Origin of the sequence: Cryobacterium sp. Hh38, from assembly GCF_004403235.1 — a bacterium.
Lineage (GTDB): Bacteria > Actinomycetota > Actinomycetes > Actinomycetales > Microbacteriaceae > Cryobacterium > Cryobacterium levicorallinum.
Map to the genome: position 1 here is coordinate 25,401 of NZ_SOHD01000017.1, position 26,517 is coordinate 51,917.

At 65.2% G+C, this 26,517-nt stretch carries 25 protein-coding genes and 1 tRNA gene; 12 read left to right on the plus strand and 14 right to left on the minus strand.

Going from position 1 to position 26,517, the window contains the following annotated elements; translation table 11 throughout:
* The first annotated feature begins 6 nt into the window (after window positions 1–6).
* From E3T41_RS06080 to E3T41_RS06100, 3 genes are all read left to right on the plus strand, one after another.
* Window positions 7–798 (plus strand): ABC transporter ATP-binding protein, encoded by a 792-nt coding sequence (locus E3T41_RS06080; protein WP_092447950.1) that lies wholly within the window; start codon window positions 7–9, stop codon window positions 796–798.
* 356 nt (window positions 799–1,154) lie between these two features.
* The gene (locus E3T41_RS06090; protein WP_092447951.1) at window positions 1,155–1,502 is read left to right on the plus strand and encodes a type II toxin-antitoxin system PemK/MazF family toxin; all 348 of its coding nucleotides are present in this window, start codon (window positions 1,155–1,157) and stop codon (window positions 1,500–1,502) included.
* Window positions 1,503–2,046: 544 nt separating this feature from the next.
* A complete protein-coding gene (locus E3T41_RS06100; protein WP_134477759.1) occupies window positions 2,047–2,331 on the plus strand; it encodes a type II toxin-antitoxin system PemK/MazF family toxin in 285 nt (94 codons plus the stop codon).
* Between the two features lie 28 nt (window positions 2,332–2,359).
* Here E3T41_RS06100 and E3T41_RS06105 read toward each other — a convergent pair whose 3' ends face one another.
* The 4 genes from E3T41_RS06105 to E3T41_RS06120 are packed head-to-tail and all read right to left on the minus strand — an operon-like array spanning window position 2,360 to window position 5,609.
* Window positions 2,360–3,130, minus strand: coding sequence for an alpha/beta fold hydrolase (locus E3T41_RS06105; RefSeq protein ID WP_104132993.1), 771 nt, complete (start codon window positions 3,128–3,130; stop codon window positions 2,360–2,362).
* 2 nt (window positions 3,131–3,132) lie between these two features.
* The gene (locus tag E3T41_RS06110) at window positions 3,133–3,462 is read right to left on the minus strand and encodes a biotin/lipoyl-containing protein (RefSeq protein WP_092447953.1); all 330 of its coding nucleotides are present in this window, start codon (window positions 3,460–3,462) and stop codon (window positions 3,133–3,135) included.
* Window positions 3,455–4,537 (minus strand): alpha-ketoacid dehydrogenase subunit beta, encoded by a 1,083-nt coding sequence (locus tag E3T41_RS06115; RefSeq protein ID WP_134477761.1) that lies wholly within the window; start codon window positions 4,535–4,537, stop codon window positions 3,455–3,457. Before E3T41_RS06115 ends, E3T41_RS06110 begins: the two co-directional genes overlap by 8 nt.
* On the minus strand, window positions 4,530–5,609 hold the full coding sequence (locus tag E3T41_RS06120) for a thiamine pyrophosphate-dependent enzyme (protein ID WP_092448186.1): 1,080 nt from the start codon (window positions 5,607–5,609) through the stop codon (window positions 4,530–4,532). The genes E3T41_RS06115 and E3T41_RS06120 overlap by 8 nt, the downstream gene beginning before the upstream one ends.
* 234 nt (window positions 5,610–5,843) lie before the next feature.
* Between E3T41_RS06120 and E3T41_RS06125 the strand changes: the two genes are divergently transcribed.
* From E3T41_RS06125 to E3T41_RS06140, 4 genes are all read left to right on the plus strand, one after another.
* Window positions 5,844–6,359, plus strand: coding sequence for an Lrp/AsnC family transcriptional regulator (locus E3T41_RS06125; protein WP_092447955.1), 516 nt, complete (start codon window positions 5,844–5,846; stop codon window positions 6,357–6,359).
* A gap of 184 nt (window positions 6,360–6,543) precedes the next feature.
* A complete protein-coding gene (locus tag E3T41_RS06130; protein WP_134477763.1) occupies window positions 6,544–9,984 on the plus strand; it encodes a DEAD/DEAH box helicase in 3,441 nt (1,146 codons plus the stop codon).
* Window positions 9,985–10,153: 169 nt separating this feature from the next.
* The gene (locus E3T41_RS06135) at window positions 10,154–11,476 is read left to right on the plus strand and encodes a glycosyltransferase 87 family protein (RefSeq protein WP_134477765.1); all 1,323 of its coding nucleotides are present in this window, start codon (window positions 10,154–10,156) and stop codon (window positions 11,474–11,476) included.
* The gene (locus E3T41_RS06140; RefSeq protein ID WP_241991048.1) at window positions 11,473–12,066 is read left to right on the plus strand and encodes a histidine phosphatase family protein; all 594 of its coding nucleotides are present in this window, start codon (window positions 11,473–11,475) and stop codon (window positions 12,064–12,066) included. Before E3T41_RS06135 ends, E3T41_RS06140 begins: the two co-directional genes overlap by 4 nt.
* A 113-nt stretch (window positions 12,067–12,179) precedes the next feature.
* On the opposite strand, the gene E3T41_RS06145 is transcribed toward E3T41_RS06140, so the two are convergent.
* The 8 genes from E3T41_RS06145 to E3T41_RS06180 all read right to left on the minus strand — a co-directional run bounded on the left by E3T41_RS06145 (window position 12,180) and on the right by E3T41_RS06180 (window position 20,442).
* Entirely contained in the window at window positions 12,180–13,346 is a 1,167-nt protein-coding gene (locus tag E3T41_RS06145) for a class I SAM-dependent methyltransferase (RefSeq protein ID WP_092447959.1), read from the minus strand.
* 75 nt (window positions 13,347–13,421) lie between these two features.
* The gene (locus E3T41_RS06150; RefSeq protein WP_092447960.1) at window positions 13,422–13,838 is read right to left on the minus strand and encodes a heat shock protein transcriptional repressor HspR; all 417 of its coding nucleotides are present in this window, start codon (window positions 13,836–13,838) and stop codon (window positions 13,422–13,424) included.
* 2 nt (window positions 13,839–13,840) lie between these two features.
* Window positions 13,841–14,842, minus strand: coding sequence for a DnaJ C-terminal domain-containing protein (locus tag E3T41_RS06155; protein WP_134477767.1), 1,002 nt, complete (start codon window positions 14,840–14,842; stop codon window positions 13,841–13,843).
* Complete coding sequence (locus E3T41_RS06160; protein ID WP_092447962.1) at window positions 14,835–15,461, minus strand: nucleotide exchange factor GrpE; 627 nt, start codon at window positions 15,459–15,461, stop codon at window positions 14,835–14,837. The genes E3T41_RS06155 and E3T41_RS06160 overlap by 8 nt, the downstream gene beginning before the upstream one ends.
* Window positions 15,462–15,470: 9 nt before the next feature.
* Window positions 15,471–17,345, minus strand: a complete 1,875-nt coding sequence (dnaK, locus tag E3T41_RS06165) for a molecular chaperone DnaK (protein ID WP_092447963.1) — start codon at window positions 17,343–17,345, stop codon at window positions 15,471–15,473.
* A 239-nt stretch (window positions 17,346–17,584) separates the two neighbouring features.
* Entirely contained in the window at window positions 17,585–18,358 is a 774-nt protein-coding gene (locus E3T41_RS06170) for an ATP-binding cassette domain-containing protein (protein ID WP_092447964.1), read from the minus strand.
* Window positions 18,359–18,360: 2 nt separating this feature from the next.
* Window positions 18,361–19,389, minus strand: a complete 1,029-nt coding sequence (locus tag E3T41_RS06175) for an ABC transporter permease (RefSeq protein WP_092447965.1) — start codon at window positions 19,387–19,389, stop codon at window positions 18,361–18,363.
* A gap of 39 nt (window positions 19,390–19,428) precedes the next feature.
* A complete protein-coding gene (locus tag E3T41_RS06180; protein ID WP_158251677.1) occupies window positions 19,429–20,442 on the minus strand; it encodes a substrate-binding domain-containing protein in 1,014 nt (337 codons plus the stop codon).
* A gap of 132 nt (window positions 20,443–20,574) precedes the next feature.
* On the opposite strand from E3T41_RS06180, the gene E3T41_RS06185 reads away from it, so the two are divergent.
* The 3 genes from E3T41_RS06185 to E3T41_RS06195 all read left to right on the plus strand — a co-directional run bounded on the left by E3T41_RS06185 (window position 20,575) and on the right by E3T41_RS06195 (window position 23,955).
* The gene (locus E3T41_RS06185; protein ID WP_166791503.1) at window positions 20,575–21,672 is read left to right on the plus strand and encodes a LacI family DNA-binding transcriptional regulator; all 1,098 of its coding nucleotides are present in this window, start codon (window positions 20,575–20,577) and stop codon (window positions 21,670–21,672) included.
* A gap of 83 nt (window positions 21,673–21,755) precedes the next feature.
* Window positions 21,756–23,066: an MFS transporter gene (locus tag E3T41_RS06190; protein WP_092447968.1), complete on the plus strand. Its 1,311-nt coding sequence runs from the start codon at window positions 21,756–21,758 to the stop codon at window positions 23,064–23,066.
* Between the two features lie 88 nt (window positions 23,067–23,154).
* Entirely contained in the window at window positions 23,155–23,955 is an 801-nt protein-coding gene (locus E3T41_RS06195; protein WP_134477771.1) for an isocitrate lyase/phosphoenolpyruvate mutase family protein, read from the plus strand.
* Window positions 23,956–23,990: 35 nt separating this feature from the next.
* Here E3T41_RS06195 and E3T41_RS06200 read toward each other — a convergent pair whose 3' ends face one another.
* Both E3T41_RS06200 and dcd read right to left on the minus strand, forming a co-directional pair.
* A complete protein-coding gene (locus E3T41_RS06200; RefSeq protein ID WP_092447970.1) occupies window positions 23,991–24,512 on the minus strand; it encodes a hypothetical protein in 522 nt (173 codons plus the stop codon).
* A gap of 85 nt (window positions 24,513–24,597) precedes the next feature.
* Window positions 24,598–25,179 (minus strand): dCTP deaminase, encoded by a 582-nt coding sequence (dcd, locus tag E3T41_RS06205; RefSeq protein WP_092447971.1) that lies wholly within the window; start codon window positions 25,177–25,179, stop codon window positions 24,598–24,600.
* 71 nt (window positions 25,180–25,250) lie between these two features.
* Between dcd and E3T41_RS06210 the strand changes: the two genes are divergently transcribed.
* Window positions 25,251–25,321 (plus strand) — tRNA-Gly (locus tag E3T41_RS06210).
* A gap of 312 nt (window positions 25,322–25,633) precedes the next feature.
* Window positions 25,634–26,497 (plus strand): NAD-dependent epimerase/dehydratase family protein, encoded by an 864-nt coding sequence (locus E3T41_RS06215; RefSeq protein ID WP_134477773.1) that lies wholly within the window; start codon window positions 25,634–25,636, stop codon window positions 26,495–26,497.
* Window positions 26,498–26,517: the final 20 nt, after the last annotated feature.

The window sequence follows — 26,517 nt, forward strand, 5'->3', positions numbered from 1 at the left end:
AGTCTCATGCTGCTCATTCAGAACATCACCAAGACCTTCTTTCCCGGCACAATCAACGAACGCGTCGCCCTCAACGACGTATCACTGCAGCTGAAAACCGGTGATTTCGTCACCGTCATTGGCAGCAACGGCGCCGGCAAATCCACCCTGCTCAACATGATCAGCGGCAAGCTGCCGATTGATTCCGGCGACCTGTCGATCGATGGCAGTTCTGTCAAGCGGATGCCCGACTACGCACGCGCCGCGTACGTCGGCCGGGTGTTCCAGGATCCCATGGCCGGCACAGCGCCCGACCTGAGCATCGAACAAAACCTTGCGCTCGCGCTGCGCCGCGGTCAGCGTCGCGGGCTCGCCTGGGGCGTCACCCACAAGCGTCGGGCGTTCTTTCGCGAGGAGTTGCTCTCGCTTGAGCTCGGCCTCGAAAATCGGCTCAAGGCCCGGGTAGGACTGCTTTCAGGCGGCCAGCGGCAGGCGCTGTCACTGCTCATGGCGAGCTTCACTCAGCCACGCATCCTGCTGCTCGATGAGCACACCGCCGCCCTCGACCCGCAGCGGGCTGAGCTGGTCACGACGCTCACCCAGAGCATCGTCGAGAAGCACCATCTGACCACGCTCATGGTCACGCACAATATGGAACAGGCGCTGCGCCTCGGCAACCGACTCATCATGATGCACGAGGGCCAGATCATTCTCGACGTCGACGCCGAGCGCAAGGCCACCATGACGGTGCCCGACCTGCTCGCTGAGTTCGCGAAGATCAAGGGCGCGTCCCTCGACGACCGGGCGCTGCTCGGGTAGTCGGCGGCGGCAAGGAACGCGGGTTCGGCCCTGCGGAATTGCGCAGGCCGGGCGGCGCTTCTAGGGTCAGGGACTCAATCGCGGCTGGCTCGGCGGCGTCTGAGCCGGACAGGCGGTCTATAACGACCTTGGTGACGAAGAGCAGGCCGTGGTCCGGTTGGACCTCCAGCGCATCTTCACTGGCACACCATTTTGAGCGGATGCAGTCCACCAGATTGAGCACCACGCGTCACACACGAAGACGGTATGACGGGTTATGACTTGCGTCATGAAGACTGCGATCTCGGTTCCCGATGGCGATTTCGAGCGCTTCGAGCGCATCGCGGGCAAGCACGGCATGAACCGTTCGGAGTTCTATCGACTCGGCGCGCGGGGATGTCGTCTGGGTCGATTTCGGGTCGTCCCGCGGCTCCGAACCGGCGAAAGTTCGCCCTGCGGTCGTTGTTCAGGAGGACTGGCTGTTGGCCACGAACATCGCCACGGTACAGGTCGTCCCGTTGACGTCGAACACGGGACTGGAAGCATTCCCGGGGAACGTCCTGATACCCGCCGAGGCCTCCGGACTTGAGAAGGACTCCGTCGCCATTGTCTCTCAGGTCGGTCCGATCAGCCGGGAATTCCTCGACCCCTATCCCGCCGGGCATGTACCTGCGTACCTGCTCGCCGAGATCGGCGCGGGCATTCGCCTCGCACTCGGTTTATAGAGCCAGAACGCCCCGCGGCAGCTAACTTAGCCGTCTGACTGAATGCCCTTCGGGCAATTCGCCGCCGCAGAACCCAGGCTATGAGCGACCAGGGCGCGATGGCTCCGCTGCTCAACACTCCCGCTATCCGCAATCCCGGTGTCGTCAGCGTAAGTGCGAACAGGGCGCAGAGAGCGCACGGTGGTGGAGCCACGTGCTGTGGTACGGCGCCAGAGTATCCGCATTCACCCGGCGCCGTTCACAACTGCGGATACTTGTGGATCATCAGCTGAACGGTGGCACGGGAGACGAAACGAACGCAAATATGCAAGTTCTCTTGGAGTACAAACTGTTGCAAGACTTCGCTCACGATACGCACTGACCTAGAAACTGAACGGGCTCTAGCAGCGCTGACCGGTGACGGACTGTCCCGCTCGGATGGCGATCATGGAGGCTGAACGTACTCACCGCCGCGCTCGACTCCGGGCCGAGTCCGAAGCGCTCCGGAACGATCCGGAAGACGTCACCGCTTCTCGCAAACTTGCGGCCGAGCTGGACGCTTTTCGTGCGTGGCGACCTCTACCGCCTGAAGACGCCTAGTGACCCTCGTGGACACGAGCAAACTGGGGCGCGGTTCGCTGTGGTCCTGCAGTCCGGTCCTGCAGTCCGACGAGGTGAGGCGTCATTTCGCCCCGAGGTCGAAATCAATGGAACGAAGACCAGAGTGTTGGTCGAGCAACTGACAGCGGTCAATCAGGAAATCCGGCTGGGTGAGTTCGCCGGTCGCTTGAATGGCTCGAAAATGCGCGCCATAGACGCGGCTCTGCAGAACCTGCTGGGTCCGGACTGACCGCTAGTTGCGGGGGCGGGCCGTTCCGCTACGACTGGTAGCGGGCGAGAAACTCGATCGCAGCTTGTTTGAACGCCCGTGAGCTGACCGCGTTCATATGGGTACGGGCCGGCAGCCACAACACTTCGGAGCAGGCGGCGAGCGCCGCGAGCTCGGCCGTGCCGGTCGCGAGCACATCACGGTCGCCGGTCACGAAAAGAAGGGGCCGAGACGGAACGGATGCGCCCGGCTCGAACCGCTCAGCCTTGATCGCGGCGACCAGCCGCAGCAGGGCCGGGGTGTTCGCGCCCGGAGCGAGCTGCATCAGGGTCATCAGTGAGGCGGTCGACTCGTGCGCGATCGCGCTGGAATCCGACAGAAACAGGGCGGCCGCCTCGAGGTCGAAGTCGGCGAGCGGGTCCTCGGCGCTCATGCCGCCGAGCACCGCGCGATTGACCAGGTCGGGCCGCTCGGCGGCGAGTTCCCAGGCCAGGCGCGAGCCGAGCGAGTACCCGACCAGGTCGACGCCGGATGCGGGCTGGCCGACCTTGCGGGGCCGGGCGCCGGCCAGGGTGAGCACCTCGAGAACCGCCGCGCGCAGGCGGCTGGGGGCGTAGGCATCCGTCTCGAGCGGTGCCCTGCTCGCTCCGTGGCCGAGCAGATCGATGGTAATGACGCGCCGTCCGGCGCTCACGAGGTCACGCACCCAGCCGGTCGCCTCCCAGTTGAGGGCGGTGGATGAGGCGAAGCCGTGCACGAGCAGCACCGGGGCAAGGCCCGCGTCGAGTTCGGGTTCGTGCTGGCGCCAACTGGTGAGCATGTCTAGTCCCCGTCGAGAACGACGGTGAGGCGCACGCGGCGTTTCGGCGCGGCCTCTGCCGGCACAGTGCCGACGATGCCGGCCGAGTCGTCGGCGACCGTGAAGGTGATCAGCGGAGTGTCGACGAGCACCACGTCGCCGGGCTCGCCGTGCAGGGTGAGCACGATACCGGCGATGGGTGACGGCAATTCCACCGACGACTTCGTCGTTTCAACCTCGACGAATGGCTGGTTGCGTTCGACTTGGTCACCCACCGTGACGAGCCATTCGAGCACGGTCGCCTCGAGCAGTCCCTCACCGAGGTCGGGCAGGGGAAAAGAGATTTCAGCCACGGCGGTACTCCAATACTCGCTGAACTCCAAAGAGAATTCGATCAATGTTCGGGATGTACTCGTCCTCCAGATCGCCAGACGGGTACGGCACGTCGAAGCCGGTCACGCGCTCGACCGGCGCCCGCAGCGTGTCGAAGCAGCTCTGCGAGACGAGCGCGGCGACCTCGGCACCGAGGCCAATGGTGCGCGGCCCCTCGTGCACGACGATGGCCCGACGCGTGCGTGAAACGGATGCCGCCAGCCCCGCTTCGTCGATCGGCTTCAGCCAGCGCAGATCGAGCACCTCGAGTTCGATGCCATCTTCCGCGGCTAACTTCGCCACCTGGAGGCAGCGGGAGACCATTGAGCCCCACGCGATGAGGGTCGCGTGCTTGCCCGGACGGGCGATCACCGAGCCCTCGAGGGAGGCGCGGCCGGTGAGCGGGCCATCCGTTCCCCCGGAGATGCCATCACCGACCACGTTGTCGACCAGGTTGACCCCGGCCTTGTTCCAGTAGCGCGCCTTGGGCTCCATGAAGATGACCGGGTCGGGCATCGAGACGGCGTGCTTGAGCAGGTGGTAGGCCTGCTGCGGGTTGGCCGGCGACACGACCTTGAGTCCGGGCACGTGCGCGAACAGCGATTCGAGGCTCTCACCGTGGTGTTCGGGGGCGCGGATGCCGCCAAAGCTCGGCACCCGCAGCGTCACAGGCATCGGCAGGCGTCCGCGGCTGCGATAGTTCATGCGGGCCAGCTGCGTGATGATCTGGTTGACGGCCGGGTAGGCGAAGCCGTCGAACTGCACCTCGGGGATCGGGTGAAAACCGGCCATGGCCAGCCCAATCGCGGTGCCGAGAATGCCAGACTCTGCGAGCGGGGTGTCAAAGACCCGGTTCGCGCCGAAGCGCTGCTGCAGCCCGTCGGTGACCCGAAAGACTCCGCCGAGCACGCCGACGTCTTCGCCGAAGATGAGGGCGCGCTCATCCGTTTCGAGAATCTCACCGAGCGCCCGGTTGATGGCCTGCTGCATGGAGAGTTGCAGGAGCGGGGCCTCCCGCACGAGTTCGAGGATGGCGCCGTTCATAGACTCAGACATGCTCGGATTCCTCTCTCCACTGGCGCGCCTGGGCGCCAAGCGTCGGGGTTGATTCTTGAAAAACGAAGTCGAACATTTCGCTTCCGGGCCGGCTTTCGAGGGCCACGACTCCGTCGCGAATCTCGTCGGCACGCGCCTGGGCGTCGGCGTCAGCCACGGCGAAGAAGGCAGAGTCAGCCACGTTGTCGGCCAGCAGCACCGCGCGAAACCGGTTGAGCGGATCTTCGCCACCGTCGGTTTTCTCGTCCTCGAGGGTGCGGTAGCGACCGGGGTCGTCGCTCGTGGAGTGCGGACCGCGCCGGTAGGTCATCGCCTCGACCACGACCGGGCCGAGGCCCGCGCGGGCGTGGGCGACCGCGCGTCGGGTGGCGTCCAGCACGGCGAGCACGTCGTTGCCGTCGACCTGCACGGCTGGCATGCCGTAGCCGGCAGCGCGTGCGGCCACCGAGCCGCCGGCCACCTGTTGTTCGGTCGGCACCGAGATGGCCCAGCCGTTGTTTTGCACGAAGAACACCACCGGCGCCTTCAGAATGGCGGCGAAGTTCATCGCCTCGTGCACGTCACCCTGCGAGCTCGCGCCGTCGCCGAGAAAGGCCAGGCCCACGCCGAGGCCGGTTGTTGAAACGGATGCTGCACCGCCCGTTACCACAGCCGTCCCGTTCAGCGTCTGGCCGTTCAGGGTCTGCCCGTGCGCCCAGCCCACCGCGTGCAGAACGGATCCGCCGACAACCGCTTGAAAGGGCGCGAAGTGGGTGGCCCCGGGGTCGTAGAGCCCGCCGTGCCAGATCGCTTTGTGGGTCGACATGTACTCGACCATGTTCACGCCGACCGTGTAGGCCACGCCCATCTCACGGTAGGTCGGAAAGATGAAGTCCCGGGTCTTATCGACGCCGAAGCCGGCACCGACCTGGGCTGCCTCCTGGCCGAGCATCGGCGCGTAACCGGGAATAAGACCCTGGCGCTGCCACGCCACGGCATCGCGGTCGAGCTGACGCACGTTCGCCAGCATCCGATACAGGTCGCGCAGCTGATCCGGGGTGAGGTCGCCGACATCCGCACTCTGCATCTGCATCTGCCCTGAACGCAGGGGAAGGGTGTCGAGGGCGTGAGTCGCCATGCTGGCTCCTTCTGATCGTTGACTGGGCGGGCTACCGCAAAGTTAGTGACTTTGCCGAGCGTCTGCCACAGCGACCATTTGAAGTGCACACTCTGTGAATAATTGTGTGCATTTTCAACGAAACACCATACAGTTGGTACACCCCCGCTCGGCAACGATGCCCGACCGGACCACCGAAAGGTCACGCTCATGGATGTCGACTCGCTGGATGCTCGACTCGTCACACTGTTCTGCGAGCGGCCGAAGCTCTCGGTGCTCGAGGCCTCGCGGCGGCTCAAGGTGGCCAGGGCAACCGTGCAGGCCAGGCTCGACCGGCTAATGAGCCGCGGGGTGATCAAATCCTGGGCGCCGACCCTGAACCCGAGCGAGTTCGGCTACCCGGTCACCGCCTACTGTTCGCTCACCGTGCGGCAGGACTCTGGCCACGCGGTTGTCGTTGCGGCTCTCGCGAAGATTCCCGAGATTCTGGAGTTGCACACGGTCTCCGGCGACAGCGACATGCTCGCCCGGGTCGTCGCCCGGTCGAACGCCGACGTGCAGCGCGTGCTCGACCTCATCGTCGCCACCCAAACGGTCGTGCGCTCCTCGAGCGTGATCGTGCTGCAGACCCGCATCGAGGCGCAGGCCCTGGCCCTGCTGCAGGCCACTGCCGCCGGCACTATCTCCACTCCTGGCACGCCGGAGCCGCCCGTCGATCGTGGCTAATTCAGGATAATTTCGGCGAGCGACCCCGCGGCTCCCGAACCAATGCGGCGCAACTCCCCCCGCTCAGGCAATTTCCTGAATTAGCCACCAGGCAGCTCCGTGACACACCACGCTGAGCTGAGCCACTCAGGCTCGCGTGAGAGAATAAGGGTTGGTCCCTTTTTCTTACGGAGCTCCCTCACCTATGGCCCATTCCCTCAGCACTCACGAGATCGCCCGCATCGTCGGCAGCCAGTCGTTCTCGCGCGGTGAACGGTACGCCCGCAACGGACACGTCACCGAACAGTCCTGGGCCCCGTCGGGAACACACCTCACCGGACGCGTGAGCGGCACCAGTCCCCAGCCGTACACCGTGCTGGTCTCGTTCACCCTCAATGCGGCCGGCCAGGCCGTTCGAGCCAGCGGAACGTGCACCTGCCCGATGGCCAGGAACTGCAAGCACGTCGCCGCCCTGCTGCTGGCGAGCCGCAGCACGCCCGCGGAGCTGAATGCCGAGCGCGCGGCGTCCAACGTGCGTGCCATCGGCGACCGCCGCACCCCCGTCTTCGAGTCGACCTTCGTACCGACCGCGTATCAGCCGCCCACCCCGGCCCCCGTCGTTCCCATTCGCCCACCGGTCCCGGCCTGGCGCGCCGCCCTGGCCCCGCTTGCGAAGCCGAGCGGCGCCGAGACGGTCACGAGCACGGCCCTCGCGCTGCAATTCGACCTGCTTGATCCCGTCTACAGCCCGAACCGCCGCACCGGGCCTCGCCGCCTCGGCGCACGCCCCATGGTGATGGGCAAGAAGGGCAAGTGGATCCGCGGCTCCCTCACCTGGGACAACCTGTCCTGGACGCCCGGCACCTACAACCGCGGCCACCGCAAAATCCTGAACGCCCTCTACGCCCTGTCGGCCACCGGGCAGCGTTATTACAGCTACACCGACCACTGGCTCTACCTCGACAACTTCGAGAACAAGGCCCTCTGGGATCTGCTGCACGAGGCCCAGCTGAGCGGTCTGCCACTCGTCTGCGCAACGGATGCCCAGAATCCCGTCCTCCTCTCTCCCACGCCCGCCTCGCTCGAGGTCGACATTCGGCGGGACGATGACGGCCTGCAGCTGACCCCCTTGCTCGTGTTGAGCGAGAAGCTGCACCGCGGCTCCGAATTCGGTTTTCTCGGCGATCCGGCGCACGGCGCCTACACCTGGACCGCCCCGGCCGACCCGCTCGCGACCGGCAATCAGCTCATCCTCGCCCCGCTGACTGCCACGGTGAACTCCGAGATCCGCGCCCTGGCCGTGACCGGCGGCTTCGATATTCCGGCCGACGACGAGGTGGCCTTCCTCACCGACTTCTACCCCTTTCTTCAGCAAAAACTAATCTTGACCAGCCATGACGCATCGTTTGAGTTGCCCAAGACCGCTCGCCCCCAACTCGCCCTCACCATCACGCACCAAACGGATGCCCGCATCACCCTGGCCTGGGAGTGGCAGTACGTCGCGCCCACCGACCAGGCCGCAGCCGTCCCGACCGACGCCTTCGAAATAGAGCCCGCCCCCGTGCTCTACCGCCACCCGCTGCGCCCGACACCCAACGACACCCGCTTTCGCAACGCGACCCGCGAGAGCGACACGCTGCGAGACGTCGAACGCGCCATCAGCTCGTTCGAGCAGCTCTGGCAGCCGGCAACCCCGATCAGTGCGGCCCTACTGCTCGAGCACGCCGAGCTGCAGGGCGCCGTCATGATCACCTTCCTCGGTGAAGCCGTATCCCAGCTCGCGAAAGATGGCGTCATCGTGCAGGTCTCCGCCGACGCGCCGAGCTATCGCGAGGCTGACGAAGCGCCCGTGATCAGCCTCGCCACCACCGAGAGCACCGATACCCGCGACTGGTTCGACCTCGCCGTCACCGTGTCGATCGAGGGCGAAGACATTCCCTTCGACGACCTCTTTCGAGCGCTGGCCACCGACCAGGACCTGATGATCCTCGACAGCGGAACCTATTTCAGCCTCGACCGGCCCGAGCTGCAGCAGCTGCGCCGCCTGATCGAAGAGGCCCGTGGCCTGCAGGAGAGCAATGCCGGCACTCTCGGCCTCAGCCGTTTTCAGGCCGACCTGTGGGACGAACTGCAGCTGCTCGGCGTGGTCGCCGAACAGGCCGCTACCTGGCGCAGCGCCGTCGAGGGCCTGTCTGAAGCCGCTCCCATCGCCGAACGCCCGCTCCCGCTGGCCGTGCACGCCACCCTGCGCGCCTACCAGCAGACCGGTTTCGACTGGCTCAGCTTTCTCTACGACCACCAGCTCGGCGGCGTACTCGCCGACGACATGGGGCTCGGCAAGACCCTGCAGGCGATCGCCCTGATCGCCCACGCCCGGGACAGCGAACGCGCGCAGCCGGGCACCGTGCGCAAGCCGTTCCTCGTCGTCGCGCCCACGAGCGTCGTCTCCAACTGGGCCACCGAGTGCGCCCGGTTCGCTCCCGACCTGGCGACAGCAGCCATCACCCAGACCGCCGGAAAGCGCGGCTCCAGCCTGCAGGACGTGATGGGTGAAGCGGATGTCGTGATCACCTCGTACACGCTCTTTCGCCTCGACTTCGAGGAATACAACGCTCAGGACTGGGCCGGACTGCTGCTCGACGAGGCCCAGTTCGTGAAGAACCACCAAAGCAAGGCGCACGTCTGCGCCCGCCGGCTGCGCACCGCGTTCAAGCTCGCCATCACCGGCACGCCGATGGAAAACAACCTGATGGAGTTGTGGTCACTGCTCTCCATCACCGCGCCCGGCCTGTTCCCGAGCCCGAGCCGCTTCGCCGACTACTACCGCAAGCCCATTGAAACGGATGCCGACGGTGAGCGGCTCACGCAGCTGCGCCGCCGCATCCGTCCCTTCATGCTGCGCCGCACCAAAGCCCAGGTGGCGAGCGACCTGCCCGAGAAGCAGGAGCAGGTGCTGGAACTCGACCTGCACCCGCGGCACCGCAAGGTCTACGACATGCACCTGGCCCGGGAACGCCAGAAGGTGCTCGGCCTGATCGAGGACATGAACGCGAACCGGTTCGAGATCTTTCGCTCGCTCACCATGCTGCGCCAGCTCAGCCTCGATGCGAGCCTGTACGACAAGAAGTACGACAGCGTTCCCTCGACCAAGCTCGACGCCCTGCTGGAGCTGCTCGAAGACACCGTCGCCGAGGGCCACCGCACCCTCATCTTCAGCCAGTTCACCCAGTACCTCGGCAAGGCGCGGGACCGGCTCGACGCAGCCGGCATCAGCTACTCCTACCTCGACGGCAAGACCCGCAATCGAGCCAAGGCCATCAGCGACTTCAAGGAGGGCTCGAGTTCGGTTTTCCTGATCAGTCTCAAGGCCGGCGGATTCGGCCTCAACCTCACCGAGGCCGACTACGTCATCCTGCTCGACCCGTGGTGGAACCCGGCGACCGAGGCACAGGCGGTCGACCGCGTACACCGCATCGGCCAGACCAAGAACGTCATGGTCTACCGATTGGTGTCGAAGGACACTATCGAGGAGAAGGTCATGGCCCTCAAAGCCACCAAGGCCCGCCTGTTCGAGAGCGTTATGACCGATGGCGCCCCGGCCGGCACCGCCCTGACCGCCGCCGACATCCGAGAGCTCCTCGCCTGACCCCCTCCACCCCCTGCGGTCGGGGCCCGGGCCCGGAAAGCGGGCCCATGATAGGTCATGGGCCCGCTTCCACAACCTGGGCCCGAGGGATGACCATCCGTCACCAGAAGTTCACTCGCCACCCCTAGACTGCCCGCGACTCCCCACCCCGCGCTGCAGAAACGGTGACATGTCTAGAACCTTCGATTGGATCGACGCCCGCCTCGCCACGGCGCTCACCCCGAGCCGCCGTCTCACCCTGCAACGACCGCGCACTCTGGCCCTGGGGTTCCTGGGCCTGCACGCGGTCTTTCTCGTCGCGCTGCTCCCGACCATCCTCACCGGCCGGGTGCTCGGTGATCTCCCGCTCTACCGACGATGGGCCGAACTCGGCCTGGGCAACGGTTTCTGGCAGGGCCTCGACGTGGCCTGGGTGTATCCGATCGGGGCCATGCTGCCGATCGCGTTCGCCGGCATCGCCGGGCCGCTGCTCTACCAATTGCTCTGGTTTCTGATGACGGCAGCGCTCAATGCCGTCGCCGTCGGAGCCCTGACCGATTGGGGACGCCGCCGCAGCGGCTACAAGCCGGCCTGGTACTGGTTGCTGTGCTCGTTCCTGCTGAGCCCGGTCGGGCTGTTACGCCTGGAAGGAGTCACCGCACCGATCGTCATTGTCGGCCTCGTGCTGCTCGCGCGTCGACCGGTCATCGCCGCGCTCCTGCTGGCCCTCGCCACCTGGATCAAGGTCTGGCCGGCCGCCGTTTTCCTCGCGGTCGTCACGGTATCGTCGCGAAAACTGACGATGGTCCTGACCGGAGCGGCGTTGTCGGCGGCGGTGGCGGCATCCGTTTGGCTGCTCGACGCTGCGCAGTTTCTCACCGGATTCGTCACCGAACAGACCGACCGTGCGCTGCAGCTCGAGGCTCCGGTCACGACTCCGTGGGTGTGGCTGGCCTCGCTCGGCCAACACGACACGGAAATCTACGAAAACTTTGCCATCGCGACCCGCGAGGTGAGTGGCCCCGGGGCCGGTCTCGTCGCCTCCCTGATGACACCGGTCATGTTCGGTGCCATCGCGGCGATCTTCGTGCTGATGGTCATTGCTCAACGTCGACAAGCGGATGCCGCCGAGCTGCTGCTGCTTGGTTCCCTGGCCCTGGTCAGCGCATTCATTGTCTTCAACAAGGTCGGGTCGCCGCAATACATGCTCTGGCTGGTGCCGATCGTCGCGGTCGGCGTTGGCCGCAGCTGGGCGGCCTGGAGGGTGCCCGCCGTGCTGATGCTGGCCATTTCAGCCCTGACGACGTTGATCTTTCCAATCTTCTACCTGCCCCTGATCGACGGCAACCTATTTTCGCTGCTGCTGCTCACGGCGCGCAACGGGCTGCTCGTCGCACTCTGCGGCTGGTCCATCGTCGCGGTCGCACGGTTGGCCCACACCGCATGGCGGAACGAGGCCGCCGCTGGCGCGCGGCGCGCACTCCCAGTCGGCCAAGGCAGAATAGACGGGTGACCACGACGACGACCTTCGCCCTCATCCGCCACGGCCAGACCGATTGGAACGCCGCCGCGCGCATCCAGGGCGCCACCGATATCCCACTGAATGACGTGGGGCGCGGTCAGGCAGCGGATGCCATCGCTCCCCTGAAACGCTACGACTGGGATTTCATCGTCTCGTCCCCGCTCTCCCGTGCTGCGGAAACCGCCGACCTGATCGGCGAGCGGCTCGGCCTCGACACGGCCCGCCGCCTCCCGGCACTGATCGAGCGCAACTACGGGCCGGCCGAGGGTTTGAGCGCTGGCGCCGAACTCGATGCCCTGCGTTTTCCCGGAGGGTTCCACGGTGCCGAGACCGAACAGGCCGTCGCCGCGCGCGGCATCGACGCCCTGCGCGACCTCGCCCGCGAGCACCCCGGAGCGCGCATCATTGTGGTCGCGCACGGCACGCTCATTCGTTTGAGCCTCGAAAACGCGCTCGACCAGCCCATCGGCAGCATTACCAACGCCTCGCTCAACGTCGTGCAGCACCACCACACACACGCTGATGGATCGACCGCCTGGCAGCTCGACGTTCTGAACGGCGAGCCGCTCGTACGCGCCTGATCGCGCCCGAAGTATCACCGCAGACCGGCAGACCAGTGTCTGCCGGTCGTCACCATCCACTGATCGAGCTTGCCGAGATCGCCCTAGGCCCGCCGTAAGCCGCCCCGAAAAAGCTAGCGACCGGTCGACACCGTCACCGTGAACTTGGTGTTGCGGCCGACTTGGCGGGTCGAACCGACGATGCGGGTCAGCATCGGACGGTAGCCGAGGTGCGTGTTCCAGACCGTCCACAGTTCGCCGCCGGGCGCAAGCACTCGGGCCGCGTCGATGAACAGCTTCTCGGCCAGGCCCGCGTGCACGGATGCGCCGATGTGAAAGGGCGGGTTGAGCAGAATCAGGTCGGCGGAGTCATCAGCCTGGCCGGACAGGCCATCGGCCCGCACGACGGTGACTCGTTCGGCGAGCGCGTTGGCGTCGACGGTGGCACGAGCGGATGCCACGGCAACGGCCGACTGGTCCGTCGCGAGCACCCGCAGCAGGGGTCGCTGCGCAGCGAGCGCCGCGGCGAGCACGCCGGTGCCGCAGCCGAGGTCGATGGCGCGCTCGGCATCGGGCTTCATGCGGTCGAGCACCTCGAGCAGCGCCCGGGTGCCGATGTCGATGCTGGTTCCAGCGAACACTCCGCCGTGGCCGCGCACCACGAGGTCGAAGTCCTCGTGCTTCTCGCTGTGCGGCCAGTCGGTCGTCGACGTGGTGAGCGGCGAGGAGGCGATGAGCACGCGGGACTTCTGGCGAGCCGGGCGCACGTTGAGGGCGCCGAAGTGACGGCGCAGCACCTCGTTCATGCTCACGGTCATGTGCTTGATGCGGCCGCCGGCGAAGACGATCACGTCGGGGGCGGCGTACTTGGCGATGGCGCCGGCGATCTCATCGAGGGCGTCGAGGCTTTTTGGCAGCTGCAGCAGCACGACGTGGGCGTCGGCCAGCAGTTCCTCGCCGAGCGGAAGGGAGCGGTAGGCATCCGTCAGGTTGACGCCGGAGGCGTTGCTGTCAAGCGCGTACTCGCCCGAGAGGGCGTCCTGATAGACGCGAATGCCGCGGGCATCGTGCAGTGCGGCGGCGCCGAGGGTGAGGGCGCCATAGCGGTCCTCGAGCACGACGACTCCACCGCTGCGGTAGGCGGCGATCGCACCGGCGGCCTCATCGAGGATGAGCCGGTCGCTGGCGTCGACGGCGAACAGGTTCTCGGCCTCGATGTCGGGGCGACGTCGCAGCCGATCGAAGTCGAAATCATTGGTGTTCCGCGGCGCGGACTGGTCGTGCGTGCCCGATTCGGACATGGTTCCCCCTGAAAGTGGTGCCGGTGCAACCAGTTCGTGCTGTGAAAGCGAAACGTGGAGCTAGGTGTTGTAGAACTACGTGTGGTCTCGCGGCCGCCAGATGACAATCTGGTTGCTGCGTCTGGTGCGGGTGCCCGCCTTCATCGAAATGACGTCGCCGGCCGAGCCAGCCGCGAAAACGCGGCGGCCCGGACGGTTCAGCAATTCGTCGGCGAGCGTCGATTCCAACTCGCGCAGGCGTTTTTCGAGCCCGCGCACGTGATCCTCGAGTTCGAGGATACGACGGATGCCCTCCAGACTCACACCTTCTGAGCCCAAGAACGCAATTTCACGGAGCTTTGCCACGTCGAGCATGGAGTATCGACGGCTCTTTCCGGGGGTGCGCTCCGGGCTGACCAGGCCCAGGCGATCGTATTGGCGCAGGGTTTGCGGGTGCATTCCCGCAAGCTCTGCTGCCGTGGAAATCACGAAAACCCGGGTGGTCTCGTCCATGACTAGCCCTTCGCTCGCGCGATCAGTTCATCACGCGGATTTTCCTTGGGCAGTGCCGCGGCGAAGGCTGCGAGCTTTTCTTCCGCATCCTTTGACAGGTGTGACGGTACAGCGACCTGCACGATGGCGAGCAGGTCGCCGGTGCCCTTCGCCGTGGTGACGCCGCGACCCTTGACCCGCAGCACGCGTCCTCCGGGAGTGCCGGGGGCCACGCGCAGTTTGACCGGGGCACCACCGAGGGTGGGCACCTCGATCGTCGCACCGAGGCTCGCCTCGACGAAGGTGACCGGAACGGTCACCCGCAGGTTGAGGCCGTCCCGTTCAAACACCGGGTGCTTGCGCACGGTGATCGTCAGCACGATATCGCCGGTTTCTCCGCCGTCGGGGCTGGGCTGGCCCTTGCCGCGCAGGCGAATCTTCTGCCCGTCGGCGACGCCCGCTGGCACCTTGACCTTGATCGGCCGGCCGTCCTGGGTCTGCAGACTGATCTGGTCGCCCTGGGTAGCCGTGATGAAGTCGATGGTCGTCGACGCGATCACATCGCGGCCTCGGGTAGGCGCGCCCGATCCGCGGTAGCCGCCGGTGGGGTTGCCGAAGCCGCCGCCACCGCCGCCACCTCTGCCGAACATACCCCCGAGGATATCGTCGAAGCCGCCCTGCTCGAAGGTATAACTTTGCTGACGACTTCCGCCGCCGAACATGCCTCCGAAGGCGTCCTCAAAGCCACCGCTCTGGGCCCGGCCGCCGGGCGCGGCGAACCGCGCCCCACTGCCCATGGCCCGCACGGCATCGTATTCCTTGCGCTGCGCGGCATCGCCCAGCACCGAGTGCGCCTCGCTCAGTTCCTTGAACTTCGCCTCGGCGGCGGGGTTCCCCGGGTTGGAATCCGGGTGGTATTTACGCGCGAGCTTGCGGTACGCCTTCTTCAACTCGGCCGGCGTGACATCTTTCGATACCCCGAGAACCTTGTAGAAGTCCTTGTCAAACCAATCCTGGCTAGCCATCGCTCGGTACCTGAACGACGACCTTGGCCGCGCGCAGCAGCGTGGAGCCGAGGTAGTACCCCGTCTCCGCGACGTCGCCGACGGTTTCCACGTCGACCGCTGCACTCGGCTGCTGGAAGATCGCCTCGTGCATGGTTGGGTCGAAGGGTTCGCCGACCGTGCCGAACGAGGTCAGCCCGAGCCGTTCAACGCTCGAACGCAGTTTGGCTGCGATCGTGGCGAAGGCCGAGTCGGGCACGAGATCGCCGTGCTTCTCAGCACGGTAGATGTCGTCGAGTACCGGAATAAGCACCTTGACGATATCCCCGGTCACGCGCTCTTTCTCGATGGCCCGGTTGGCTTCGGTGCGCCGACGATAGTTGGCGTACTCGGCCGTCACGCGCTTGAGGTCGGCGAGGTGTTCGCTCGTCGGCTCAGCAACTTCGCGTTCCGCCGCGTCCAGAATGTCCTGAACGGTCAATTCGTCTTCTTCGATCCCGTCGGCCGTACCGTCGGCTACAGCACTGTCAGGTTCAGAAGCGGATGCTGCATCAGCTGCGGCCGCGCCCGCAGCGGCGGTGCCGTCATCGGGCACCCCCGCAGCGGACGCGTCGTTGTCTGGATGTTTCTTGTCAGCCATGGTTACGGCCTACTTCTTCTTCTCGTCTTCGTCGTCGTCAACAACTTCGGCGTCGACAACGTCTTCGTCCTTGTTCTCTTCGGCAGGAGCCTCGTCGGTGCTGGTCTCATCAGCGCCGGCTGCGGCATCCGCCTGGCTGGACTTGTAGATGGCTTCGCCAAGCTTGCCCTGGCTTTCGTTGAGCTTGTCAAACGCGGTCTTCACCGCGTCGTCATCGTCGCCGGCGAGAGCGGACTTGAGGGCGTCGACATCAGCCTGCACCTCATTCTTCACGTCCTCGGGGAGCTTGTCGACGTTGTCCTTGATCAGCTTCTCGATCGAGTAGGCGAGCTGCTCGGCCGTGTTGCGGGTCTCGGCGACTTCACGCAGACGCTTGTCTTCTGCGGCGTGCTCTTCACCCTCGCGCACCATGCGCTCGATGTCTTCCTTCGCGAGCGAGGAACCGCCCGTGATGGTCATCGACTGCTCGGTTCCAGTGCCCTTGTCCTTGGCAGACACGTGCACGATGCCGTTGGCGTCGATGTCGAAGGTGACCTCGACCTGCGGAATGCCGCGCGGCGCCGGCGCGATGCCGGTGAGCTCGAAGGTTCCGAGGTTCTTGTTGTCGCGGGTGAACTCACGCTCGCCCTGGAAGACCTGGATCGCAACGGACGGCTGGTTGTCGTCGGCCGTGGTGAAGGTTTCGCTGCGCTTGGTCGGGATGGCCGTGTTGCGCTCGATCAGGCGCGTCATGATGCCGCCCTTGGTTTCGATGCCGAGGCTCAGCGGGGTGACGTCGATGAGCAGAACGTCCTTGCGCTCGCCCTTCAGCACGCCGGCCTGCAGTGCGGCGCCGACGGCGACGACCTCGTCCGGGTTGACACCCTTGTTCGGGTCCTTGCCGCCGGTCTCGCTCTTGACGAGCTCGTAGACGGCGGGCATACGGGTGGAACCACCGACGAGAACGACGTGGGCGATGTCACCGACCTTGACGCCGGCCTCACGAATAACGTCCTGGAAGGGCTTCTTGGTGCGGTCGAGCAGGTCCTCAGTCATCTTCTCGAATTGGGCGCGGGTGAGCGTCTCGTCGAGGTTGGCCGGGCCGTTTTCGGTCAGCGACAGGTAGGGCAGCTGGATGCTCGTCGACATGCTCGAGGAGAGTTCCTTCTTGGCCTGCTCAGCGGCTTCTTTGAGGCGCTGCTTGGCGATCTTGTCCTTGGACACGTCAACGCCGGTGGTCTCCTTGAAGCGCTTGATCAGGTGATCAACGATGCGCTGGTCCCAGTCGTCGCCGCCGAGGCGGTTGTCGCCGGCGGTCGAGCGCACCTGGATGGTGGAGAAGTCGTCGTCCTTGCCCACCTCGAGCAGCGACACGTCGAAGGTTCCGCCTCCGAGGTCGAAGACCAGAATGAGCTCGTCTTCCTTGCCCTTGTCGAGACCGTAGGCCAGCGCGGCGGCGGTCGGCTCGTTGATAATGCGCAATACGTTGAGTCCGGCAATCTCGCCGGCCTCCTTCGTGGCCTGACGCTCGGCGTCGTTGAAGTACGCCGGCACGGTCACGACGGCGTCGCTGACCTTCTCGCCCAAGTACTGCTCGGCATCCCGCTTGAGTTTGGCGAGGATACGCGCGCTGATCTCCTGCGGGGTGTACTTCTTGTCGTCGATCGCGACGGTCCAATCGGTGCCCATGTGGCGCTTGACGCTGGAGATGGTGCGGTCGACGTTGGTGACGTTCTGGCGCTTGGCGGTTTCTCCGACGAGAACTTCGCCGTCCTTGGTGAATGCGACCACCGAGGGGGTGGTGCGCAAGCCCTCGGCGTTGGCGATGACGGTGGGTTCTCCACCTTCGAGCACGGACACCACCGAGTTTGTGGTTCCGAGGTCAATACCTACTGCACGAGCCATCTGGGTTGTTCTCCTTCAATCATGTGCGAAACGAACTGCTAAGTAATCTCAAGACTTGAGCCTCGATGGCTCAAGTATTCCAGAGCCGTTTCGTCCCTGTCAATTTCTACGGCTGAAAGTTGAGTGTGAGTGGCTCAACTTTCAAAGCGGATGCCGCTCCGCCGACGGCAGACATGGAAGAACGGGCCGCACGATGTAACCAGTGCGACCCGTCCACGTATTTTTCGCCCGAAGGCTGGTTAGTCGCCCTCCACCTTGATGGTGGCGATGGTACCGGTGAGCACGCCGATCAGGCGGTCACCGTCGAACTCGGTGGTGGGGGCATCCATCACGATGCGGCCGAGGCGCAGCACGACGATGCGGTCCGTCACCTCGAGTACGTGCGGCAGTGTGTGGGAGATGAAGATAACGCCGAGTCCCTTGGCCTTGGCCGCACGAATGACATTGAGCACTTCGCCCGCCTGACGCGCACCGAGGTGGTTGGTGGGCTCGTCCAGAATGATCACTTTTCGCGCCCACGACACCGCCCGGCCAATCGACACCGCCTGGCGCTGGCCGCCGGAGAGCTGAGAAACGGAACGGTTCGACGCCGGCACGGCGATTCCAACCCGCTCGAGGTCAGCGTGCGCCTCGCGGGCCATGGTCTTCTTCGACAGAAACCCCAGCTTTCCCAGGAATCCCGGCACGACCTTTTCACGGCCGAGGAACACGTTTTCCGAAACGGTCAGGTGCGGTGCCAGACCGGAGTCCTGGTAGAGAGTCTCCACCCCGGCCTCGAGGGCCTCCCGCGGCGAGCTCCATTCCCGCTCCACCCCGTCGAGCAAGATCTGTCCGCCGTCGGGTTGGTGGGCGCCCGAGAGCACCTTGACCAGGGTCGATTTTCCGGCACCGTTGTCGCCGACCAGGCCGACGACTTCGCCGGCGTGGAGCTTGAGGCTGGCCCCGTCGAGGGCGATGACTGAGCCGTAGCGCTTGGAAACGTTCCGGACTTCGTAGATGACTTCGCCGACCATGGTCACTTTCTCCCGTTCTTGCTCTGCAGCGTCTGAGCGGCGACCGCCGCAGCGATCAGAACGGCCACGACAACCTTTTTCCAGTCCGGTGCAACACCGATCATGATCAGGCCGGACTGCACGGTGAAGAGGATGAGGGCGCCGAGGATGGTGCCCATGATGCGGCCGACGCCACCCATGAGGGACGCGCCGCCGATGACGACAGCCGCGATGGCGTCGAGTTCACGGCCCGTTCCCGACGAGGGGGAACCTGCGCCGAGACGGATATAGACGTACATGCCGGCCAGGCCGGCCAGCGCACCGGACAGCGCGTAGACCATGGTGAGGTGTCGTTCCACGTTGATACCCGCTGCCCGTGCCGCAAAGGCATTCGAGCCGATGGCGTAGGTGTACAGACCAAAGCGGGCCTTGTGCAGGAACAGGCCCAGCACGGCAATGACGATGGCCACGAAGAGCACGGCCCAGGAGAGCGGATTCCAGGTCGGCGACATCGCGCTGATGAGAGTGAAGTCATTGGCGCTGCCGATGGGGGCGCCCTTGGAAATGATGACCGAGAATCCGAGCGCCGCGCCCATCGTGGCCAGGGTAGCGATGAACGGCACGATTTTGAGCTTGTTGATCAGGAATGCGTTGACCAGACCGACGCCCAAACCGACGGCGACCGAGACCACGGTTCCGATCAGGAGCGGGCCGGCAGCATCCTGCCCCTTGACGGTCTGGTCCAGGCCGAGCACGTTGGCCATGGTCCAGGCCGAGATGACGCCGCTGAGTCCGATGGTGGCACCGACCGACAGGTCGATGCCACCGCTGATCACCACAAAGGTTTGACCAACGGCAATCAGGGCAACGGAACCCCAGTCCGTGAGGACGTTATTGGCCGTCGCGACCGAAAAGAACTTCGGTTCGAGCACCGTGAACACGACGATCAGAATGATCATCACGCCCACCAGGATGGTGCTTTGATTGGCGGCCAGGGAGGAGAACCGTGACGAGAGCGCTGACTTCTGCACGCTCTGACTGACGTTGGTCATGTATTTGCCTTTGTTTTCTACAGCTACCGGGAAGACGACTTATTCAGTGGCGACGTAGGTGTACTTCGCGAAGTCGTCATCAGAGGTGCTGGAATCCAGGACTACGTTCGGAATGACAACCTCGTGCTCGGTCGACGTCTCACCGGTCTTGATGTACTCGACGAGCGTCTGAATGGCGAGGCGGGCTTCGGCGGCGGGATCCTGCGCGATGAGCGCGGTGAAAACGCCGGACTTGATCTTCGCGACGTTGTCGGGGTAAGCGTCGTAGCCGACGAGTCCAATGGTGCCTTCCAGGCCCTTGGATTCGAGGGCCGCAGCCGCACCCGAGGCGTTCGTGCCGTCAATGGCGAAAATGCCGGCCAGGTCAGGGAAGCGGGTGAGCCAGTTGTTCACGTTGGTCGCGGCCTTTTCCGGGTTGGACTCGGAGTACGCGACGTCAGCGATTTCAATGCCGGGATATTCGGCTTCGATCTGGGCCGTGAAGCCGTCGAGGCGGCTGACATTGGTGGTCGCGGTGGCGCTGGTGAGCCCGACGACAACCTGGTAGGTTCCGCCGTCTTCGTAGCCGATCTGGGTAGCGAGCGCGTCAGCGGCCTTGGCGCCGCCGTCGGCGTTGTCACCGGTGATGAATGACACGACGTCGGAGAGGTCGTCGACGTGGGTGTCTACGTTGACCACGGGGATGCCGGCGGCAACGGCCTTGGAGACCGAGGACTGCAGGGCCGTCGGGTCGGTCGGGATGAGCACCAGGCCGGAGGGCTGCTGGGCCAGAACCGCGTCGACGATCGGGATCTGGGTCTCGGCCGAGTAGTTCGCCGGGTCGCCCTGCCAGATGAGCGTGACGCCGAGCTTGGCGGCTTCTTCCTCTGCGCCGGCCTTCATCGCCTGGAAGAACGGGTCGGCCTCTGCGCCCATGACGAATGCAATGGTGATTTCATCCGCTGCCGCAGCATCGGTGGAATCGGTGGTGGCTGCGGTCGAGCAACCGGCCAGGGTCAGTGCGAATGCCGTCATTGCACCAACTGCTGCAATCGTTCGGAATGAGCGCCTCATGAATGTCTCCTTTGACTTACGTGACCAATGCGAGATCGTTCTCGCAAACCTTGGTACTATATATTCCAATGGGAGAATGAGTAATGCAACTCGAGTAGGTAACGGTTGCATCACGTTTACAAAGGGGTCACTGTGCGGGACGACGACGTCACGAAGCCAAGTCATCTGCCGACAATCGTCGACGTTGCCGCCGAGGCGGGTGTGTCCCGAGCCACGGCCTCGCGGGCGCTCGGCCGCTACGGCCGCACCTCGGCCTCCACCATCGCGCGGGTCGAGCAGGCGGCGGACGTGCTGGGTTACCGCCCGAACGAACTCGCTCGGGCGATGCGCGTCGGTGTCACCAAGACCATCGGTCTGGTCATCATCGCTGACTTCACGAATGCGTTTTTCGATCGCGCTACCAAGGCCATCGTGGACGAGGCCAAACTACACGGCTACCAGGTGCTCATTACCAACACCGATGAAGAAACCGCGATCGAGCGCCAAGCTATCGAGACCCTGCTCGAGAAACAGGTCGATGGGTTGATCGTGGTGCCGTCGCTGTCAGCGGGCTACGAGCATCTAAAGCCGGCTCAGCTCGGCGGCCGACCGATCGTGCTCATTGACCGCCGCCTGGACGACCCGCCGCTCACCTCCATCACCACCGACGATTTCGCCGGCACCCGCGAAGCCGTGCGCCACGCCATTTCACTCGGCCATAAACGGCTGGGTTTTCTCATCTCGGCCTCGAGCGTCGAGGGCGTGACCGACCAGAGGCCAACCCATCTCATCTCGACCGTTCTGGACCGCACAGAAGGCTTTCTGCAGGGCGCCTCCGACGCCGGTATCCGTCGCAACAGCCAGCATTGGATCTTCTGTGAGGACAAGCCGAAGTCATCCGAGGCGGCCGTGGCGTCGCTCCTGGACCGACCGAACCCACCCACGATCATTTTCACGTCGAACAACGACATGGCTCTGGCCGTGCTGAAGGTTGCCGGAAACCGGCGCCTCACCATCGGCCGGGACATCTCGCTCGTGACGGTCGACGACAGCCAGTGGGCGGCGGCAATAGTTCCCGGCATCACCGTGGTCGCCCGCCCGGTTGAAGAAATCGGCCAACTGGCCGTCACGAAGCTGCTGGCCGAAATCGCCGAGCCCGGCCAGCCCATCGAAGTCGTGGTGCTGCCAACCGAACTCATCACCCGCGATTCGGTGGCGAACCTTTACCTGCAGGACTACCGCGTCAGCTGACGTTCGCCCGAGCGGATGCCGACCCGACGGTCCCAGTATCAGCGCAGCATCCGTTCCTTACCGGCGGGCAGTAGATTGTGCACATGATCCACACTGTCGCCGGAGACGCAGCCACCACTCCAACGCGTGGCCGGGTGGTGGCCTGGGCGTTCTGGGACTGGGGATCAGCCGCGTTCAACGCCGTCGTCACGACCTTCGTCTTCACTGTGTACATCACCGGCGCGTCTTTCGGCGATGAAGACGTGATCAGCGCCCAGCTCGGCTGGGCCCTGGCCATCGCCGGCCTCGTCATTGCCGCACTGGCCCCGATCACCGGGCAACGCTCCGACACTTCCGGCCGCCGCAAATTCTGGCTCGGCGTGAATACCTTCATCGTCGTCGCGCTGACCGCTTGCATGTTCTTCGTGCAGGCAAGCCCGAGCTACCTGCTGCTCGGACTGTTCCTGGTCGCGGCCGGCAACGTCTTCTTCGAATTCGCAGGCGTCAACTACAACGCCATGCTTGCGCAGGTGTCGACACCGCGCACTATCGGCAAGGTCAGCGGATTCGGCTGGGGCATGGGCTACCTCGGCGGCATCGTGCTGCTGCTCATCGTGTACTTCGGCTTTATCCAGCCCGAGGTCGGCCTGTTCGGGGTGACCGGCGACAACGGTCTCGCCGTGCGCGTCTCCATGTTGCTCGCAGCCGCCTGGTTCGGTCTCTTCGCGCTGCCCGTGCTCCTGCGGGTACCGGAGTATCGGGCGCCCAAGGCCGCCCGACGCGAAAAAGTCAGCTTCTTCCAAAGCTACGGGGTGCTCGGCCACGATATTGCCCGCCTCTGGAAGACCAGCCGCCAGGCGGTGTACTTTCTCATCGCGAGCGCGGTGTTCCGCGACGGCCTGGCCGGCGTGTTCACCTTCGGCGGTGTGCTCGCGGCATCCGTTTTCGGATTCTCGCCCGGCGAGGTCATCATTTTCGCCATCGCGGCCAATGTGGTCGCCGGCATCGCGACCATGAGTGTTGGCGCGCTCGACGACCGGCTCGGCGCGAAGCCCGTCATCATGACCGCCTTGGTCGGGCTTCTGGTCAGCGGCCTCCTGGTGTTTTTCCTGCACGACGGCGGGCAGATCGTGTTCTGGACGGCAGGGCTGGCCCTGTGCCTGTTCGTCGGCCCCGCCCAATCGGCCAGCCGCACCTTTCTGGCTCGGCTCATTCCCGTCGGCCGCGAGGGTGAAGTGTTCGGGCTCTACGCCACGACCGGTCGAGCCGTCAGCTTTCTCGCGCCGGCCGCCTTCGCGCTGTCGGTCACAATCTTCGGCGAGACCTACTGGGGCATCCTGGGCATCATGCTCGTGCTGCTCGTCGGCCTGCTACTGCTCATTCCGGTCTCGGCCAGGCAGCAGCATATCTCCTAGCCGGACGCCAGCCCGTCCTTGCCTGAGCATCTACTGAATTGCGGCTGTTCCCTCGCCCAGGGCGCGCAGGCCGGTCAGACTGAAGAGCATGACTCTTACCCAGCTCCAGAAGGCCGAACTCCTGCTCTCGCTGCACGTGCCCGGCGAGCCCCTCATCGTCACCAACGTGTGGGATGCCATTACCGCCAAGATCGTGGCCGATGCGCCCGGCGTGAAGGCCCTCGCCACCGCGAGCCACTCCATCTCGAACGTGCGCGGCCTGCCAGACGGCGAAGGCCTCTCGCTCGACGAGGCCATTCTCGCCGCCACGATCATCGCCCGCGCCGTCGACCTGCCGGTCTCTGCCGACTTCGAGAAGGGCTACGCACCGGATGTTGCCGGCGTGACCCGCAACGTGCGTCGCCTGATCGAGGAATCCGGCATCGTCGGCATCAACATCGAGGACTCGGTCGGCGCCGCGAAGGCCCCGCAGTTCGACATCGAGACCGCCGCCGCCCGCGTGGCCGCCGCGAGAGCCGGCGCCGAGCAGAGCGGCATTCCCGTCGTCATCAACGCCCGCGTCGACACCCTGGCCGGCGGCGGCGACTGGGACGAAGCCGTCGCCCGCGCCAACGCCTACCTCGGCGCCGGCGCTGACGTCATCTTCTTCCTCGGCCTGACCGACGAGGACAAGGTGGCCCGCGCGATCGAGCAGGTTAACGGCAAAATATCGGTGATCGGTGCGCCCGGACTCGTTCCGCTGAAGCGCCTCGCCGAACTCGGCATCAGCCGAGTCAGTTTCGGCCCGGGCACCCTCGGCCTCACCCTCGCAGCACTGCAGGCCGCGGCCACGAACCTCACCGCCCTCGGCGACTACCCGGCCGACCTCGGGTTCAAGTTCACCCTCTAAGCCACCCAGACACCGAGGCCATCAGCATCCGTTTCTCAGCGGATGCGGGTGGCCTCATTGTGTTCGACGAGTTGCCAGGTCGCGCCCTCATCGGCGGAGACCCACCCCTCCCACTTGTAGCTGTCGGGGGTGATGGCGGTGAAATTCCAGCGGATCGGGCGGCCGTCCGTGCGGGTGCCCTCCTGCCGAACTCCATGCCGGTATGGGGTGGCCACGAGCTGGCAGTATTCGCCCAGCGCCGGGGCGAAGTAGCTCACGCGCCAGGCTCCGGCGAACGGGTCGTAGACGCGCACGGTAGTGGCGACGGTTTCAAACCCAGACGGATGTGTCGTGCTCGCAACGACCTCGACGTCTTGCACGGCCCGACCGTCGAGGATGAATTCGACCATCCAGACGAAGTCACGTTCGATCCACTCTCCGGTGGTCTCGTCGAGGCGGGTACCCTTGGCGGCCCAGGATCCGACCATCTGGCCGAAGCGGTGCATGCGCCCCGGATACTCTGGCGTGGGGCCGTGCGCGATCAGCGCCTCGTCGAATCGGGTCGGCATGGAGGTCATACTCAGATTTTACCCGACGCGTGGTTACGTTCGACGTATTACGTTTGCTCGGCCCGCGGGCAGCCGCTGGTGTTGGAAGGCTGCGTCAGCGGTCGATGACCGTGCGGTGAAAGTTTTGGAACGAGCGTGACGCCGTCGGGCCGCGCTGGCCCTGGTAGCGGGAGCCGTATTCGTTCGAGCCGTAGGGCTTCTCGGCCGGGGAGCTGAGCTGAAAGAAGCACAGCTGGCCAATCTTCATTCCGGGCCAGAGCTTGATCGGCAGCGTCGCAACGTTGCTGAGCTCGAGCGTGACATGGCCCGAAAAGCCGGGGTCGATGAACCCAGCCGTGGAGTGGGTCAGCAGACCGAGACGTCCGAGCGAGCTCTTGCCCTCGAGCCGGGCGGCAATGTCGTCTGGCAGGGTCACCTGCTCGTAGGTGGCGCCGAGCACGAATTCGCCCGGGTGCAGAATGAACGGCTCGTCGGGCTTGGTCTCGATCAGGCGGGTCAGCTCTGGCTGGTCCTCGGCCGGATCGATGTAGGCGTACTTGTGGTTGTCGAATAGCCGAAACAGGCGGTCGAGGCGCACATCAATGCTCGATGGCTGGATCATTGCGGGGTCGAGCGGCTCCAAACCGATTCGTCCAGCGTCGAGTTCAGCCTTGATATCGCGATCTGAGAGCAGCACGGTGCCAGCCTAGCCGCGCTGGGTTGATATGCTGGCACGGTTCCGATTGTTGTCCACTCACGGTCGGGCGCGCGGATGTAGTTCAATGGTAGAACTTCAGCTTCCCAAGCTGATAGCGCGGGTTCGATTCCCGTCATCCGCTCCGAATAAGCACCGTCACGTTCTCAGTGGACAACTTCGTGTGGTGCAACCGGACTGTGACCACCCAAAGTTGTCCAGTCAGCGACGAGGTTGGTCGGCACCCACGTCGTGCAGAAAGTACGCCCCGAGCGTCGTCACCAGGCCACCTCGCCGGCCCGAAAACGACAGGCCGGGCATGGGCGTTCGAGTACCCAGCTCCAGTCAGACGTGTCAGGAACGATAGGCATGGTTTCATGGTAACGCCCGCACTTCGCGGCGCTGCGGGCTCATCGTCATGGTGCGCCCGCTAGCGTGGAATAAATCAAGGAGACAGATGACGGTACTCATTGCCGGATGCGGCGACCTCGGCACCGAGGTTGGCCTGCGGTTCGCGCGGCTGGGGCACACTGTGGTCGGGCTGCGGCGCAACGCACGCCTGCTCCCCCCAGAAATCACCGGCCAGTCCATCGACCTGAGCGTCGAGAAGCCAACCATCCCGCCAGACACCGAGTTCGTGGTCGTCGCGATCTCGGCCGGCAGCCCCACGGCCCTGGCCTATCGCACCACCTACCTTGACGGCCTGCGCAACCTGCTCGACGCGATCAATGAGGCACAGGTCACGCCGCGCCGCGTGCTGCTGGTCTCGTCGACGGCGGTCTACGACGTCAACGACGGCAGCCGGGTCGACGAGCAGACGCCGGCGAATCCGAAACCGGGCACCGATTCAATCGTGCTCGATGCCGAACGGATGCTCCACTCCAGACTCCCCGCCGCCACCGTTCTGCGCCTGGCCGGCATTTACGGCCCCGGCCGTGAACGACTGATCGCCCAGGTACGCGCGGGTGCCGGGCTCTCCGCCCAGTCACGCCACACCAACCGCATCCACCGGGACGACGCAGCCGCCGCGATCGTTCACCTGCTGCTGCGTTCTGAGCAACCGGCGCCGCTCTATCTCGGCGTCGACAATGAGCCAGTGCGCAGTGACGAGGTGCTGACCTTTCTCGCTGCCGAGCTCGGCCTGCCCGAACCGGCGCTGAACGAGTCGGACCAGCCGACGCGCACCCGCGAAAGCCAAAGAGGCGGCGACAAGCTACTGAGCAACCAGCTTCTGCGCGATACCGGCTTCATCTTCAGCTACCCCACCTACCGGGAAGGCTACCGGGCCATGCTGGCCGGGCGCGGAATCCGCCACCCCTAACGGTGGCCCAGGCGGTCATA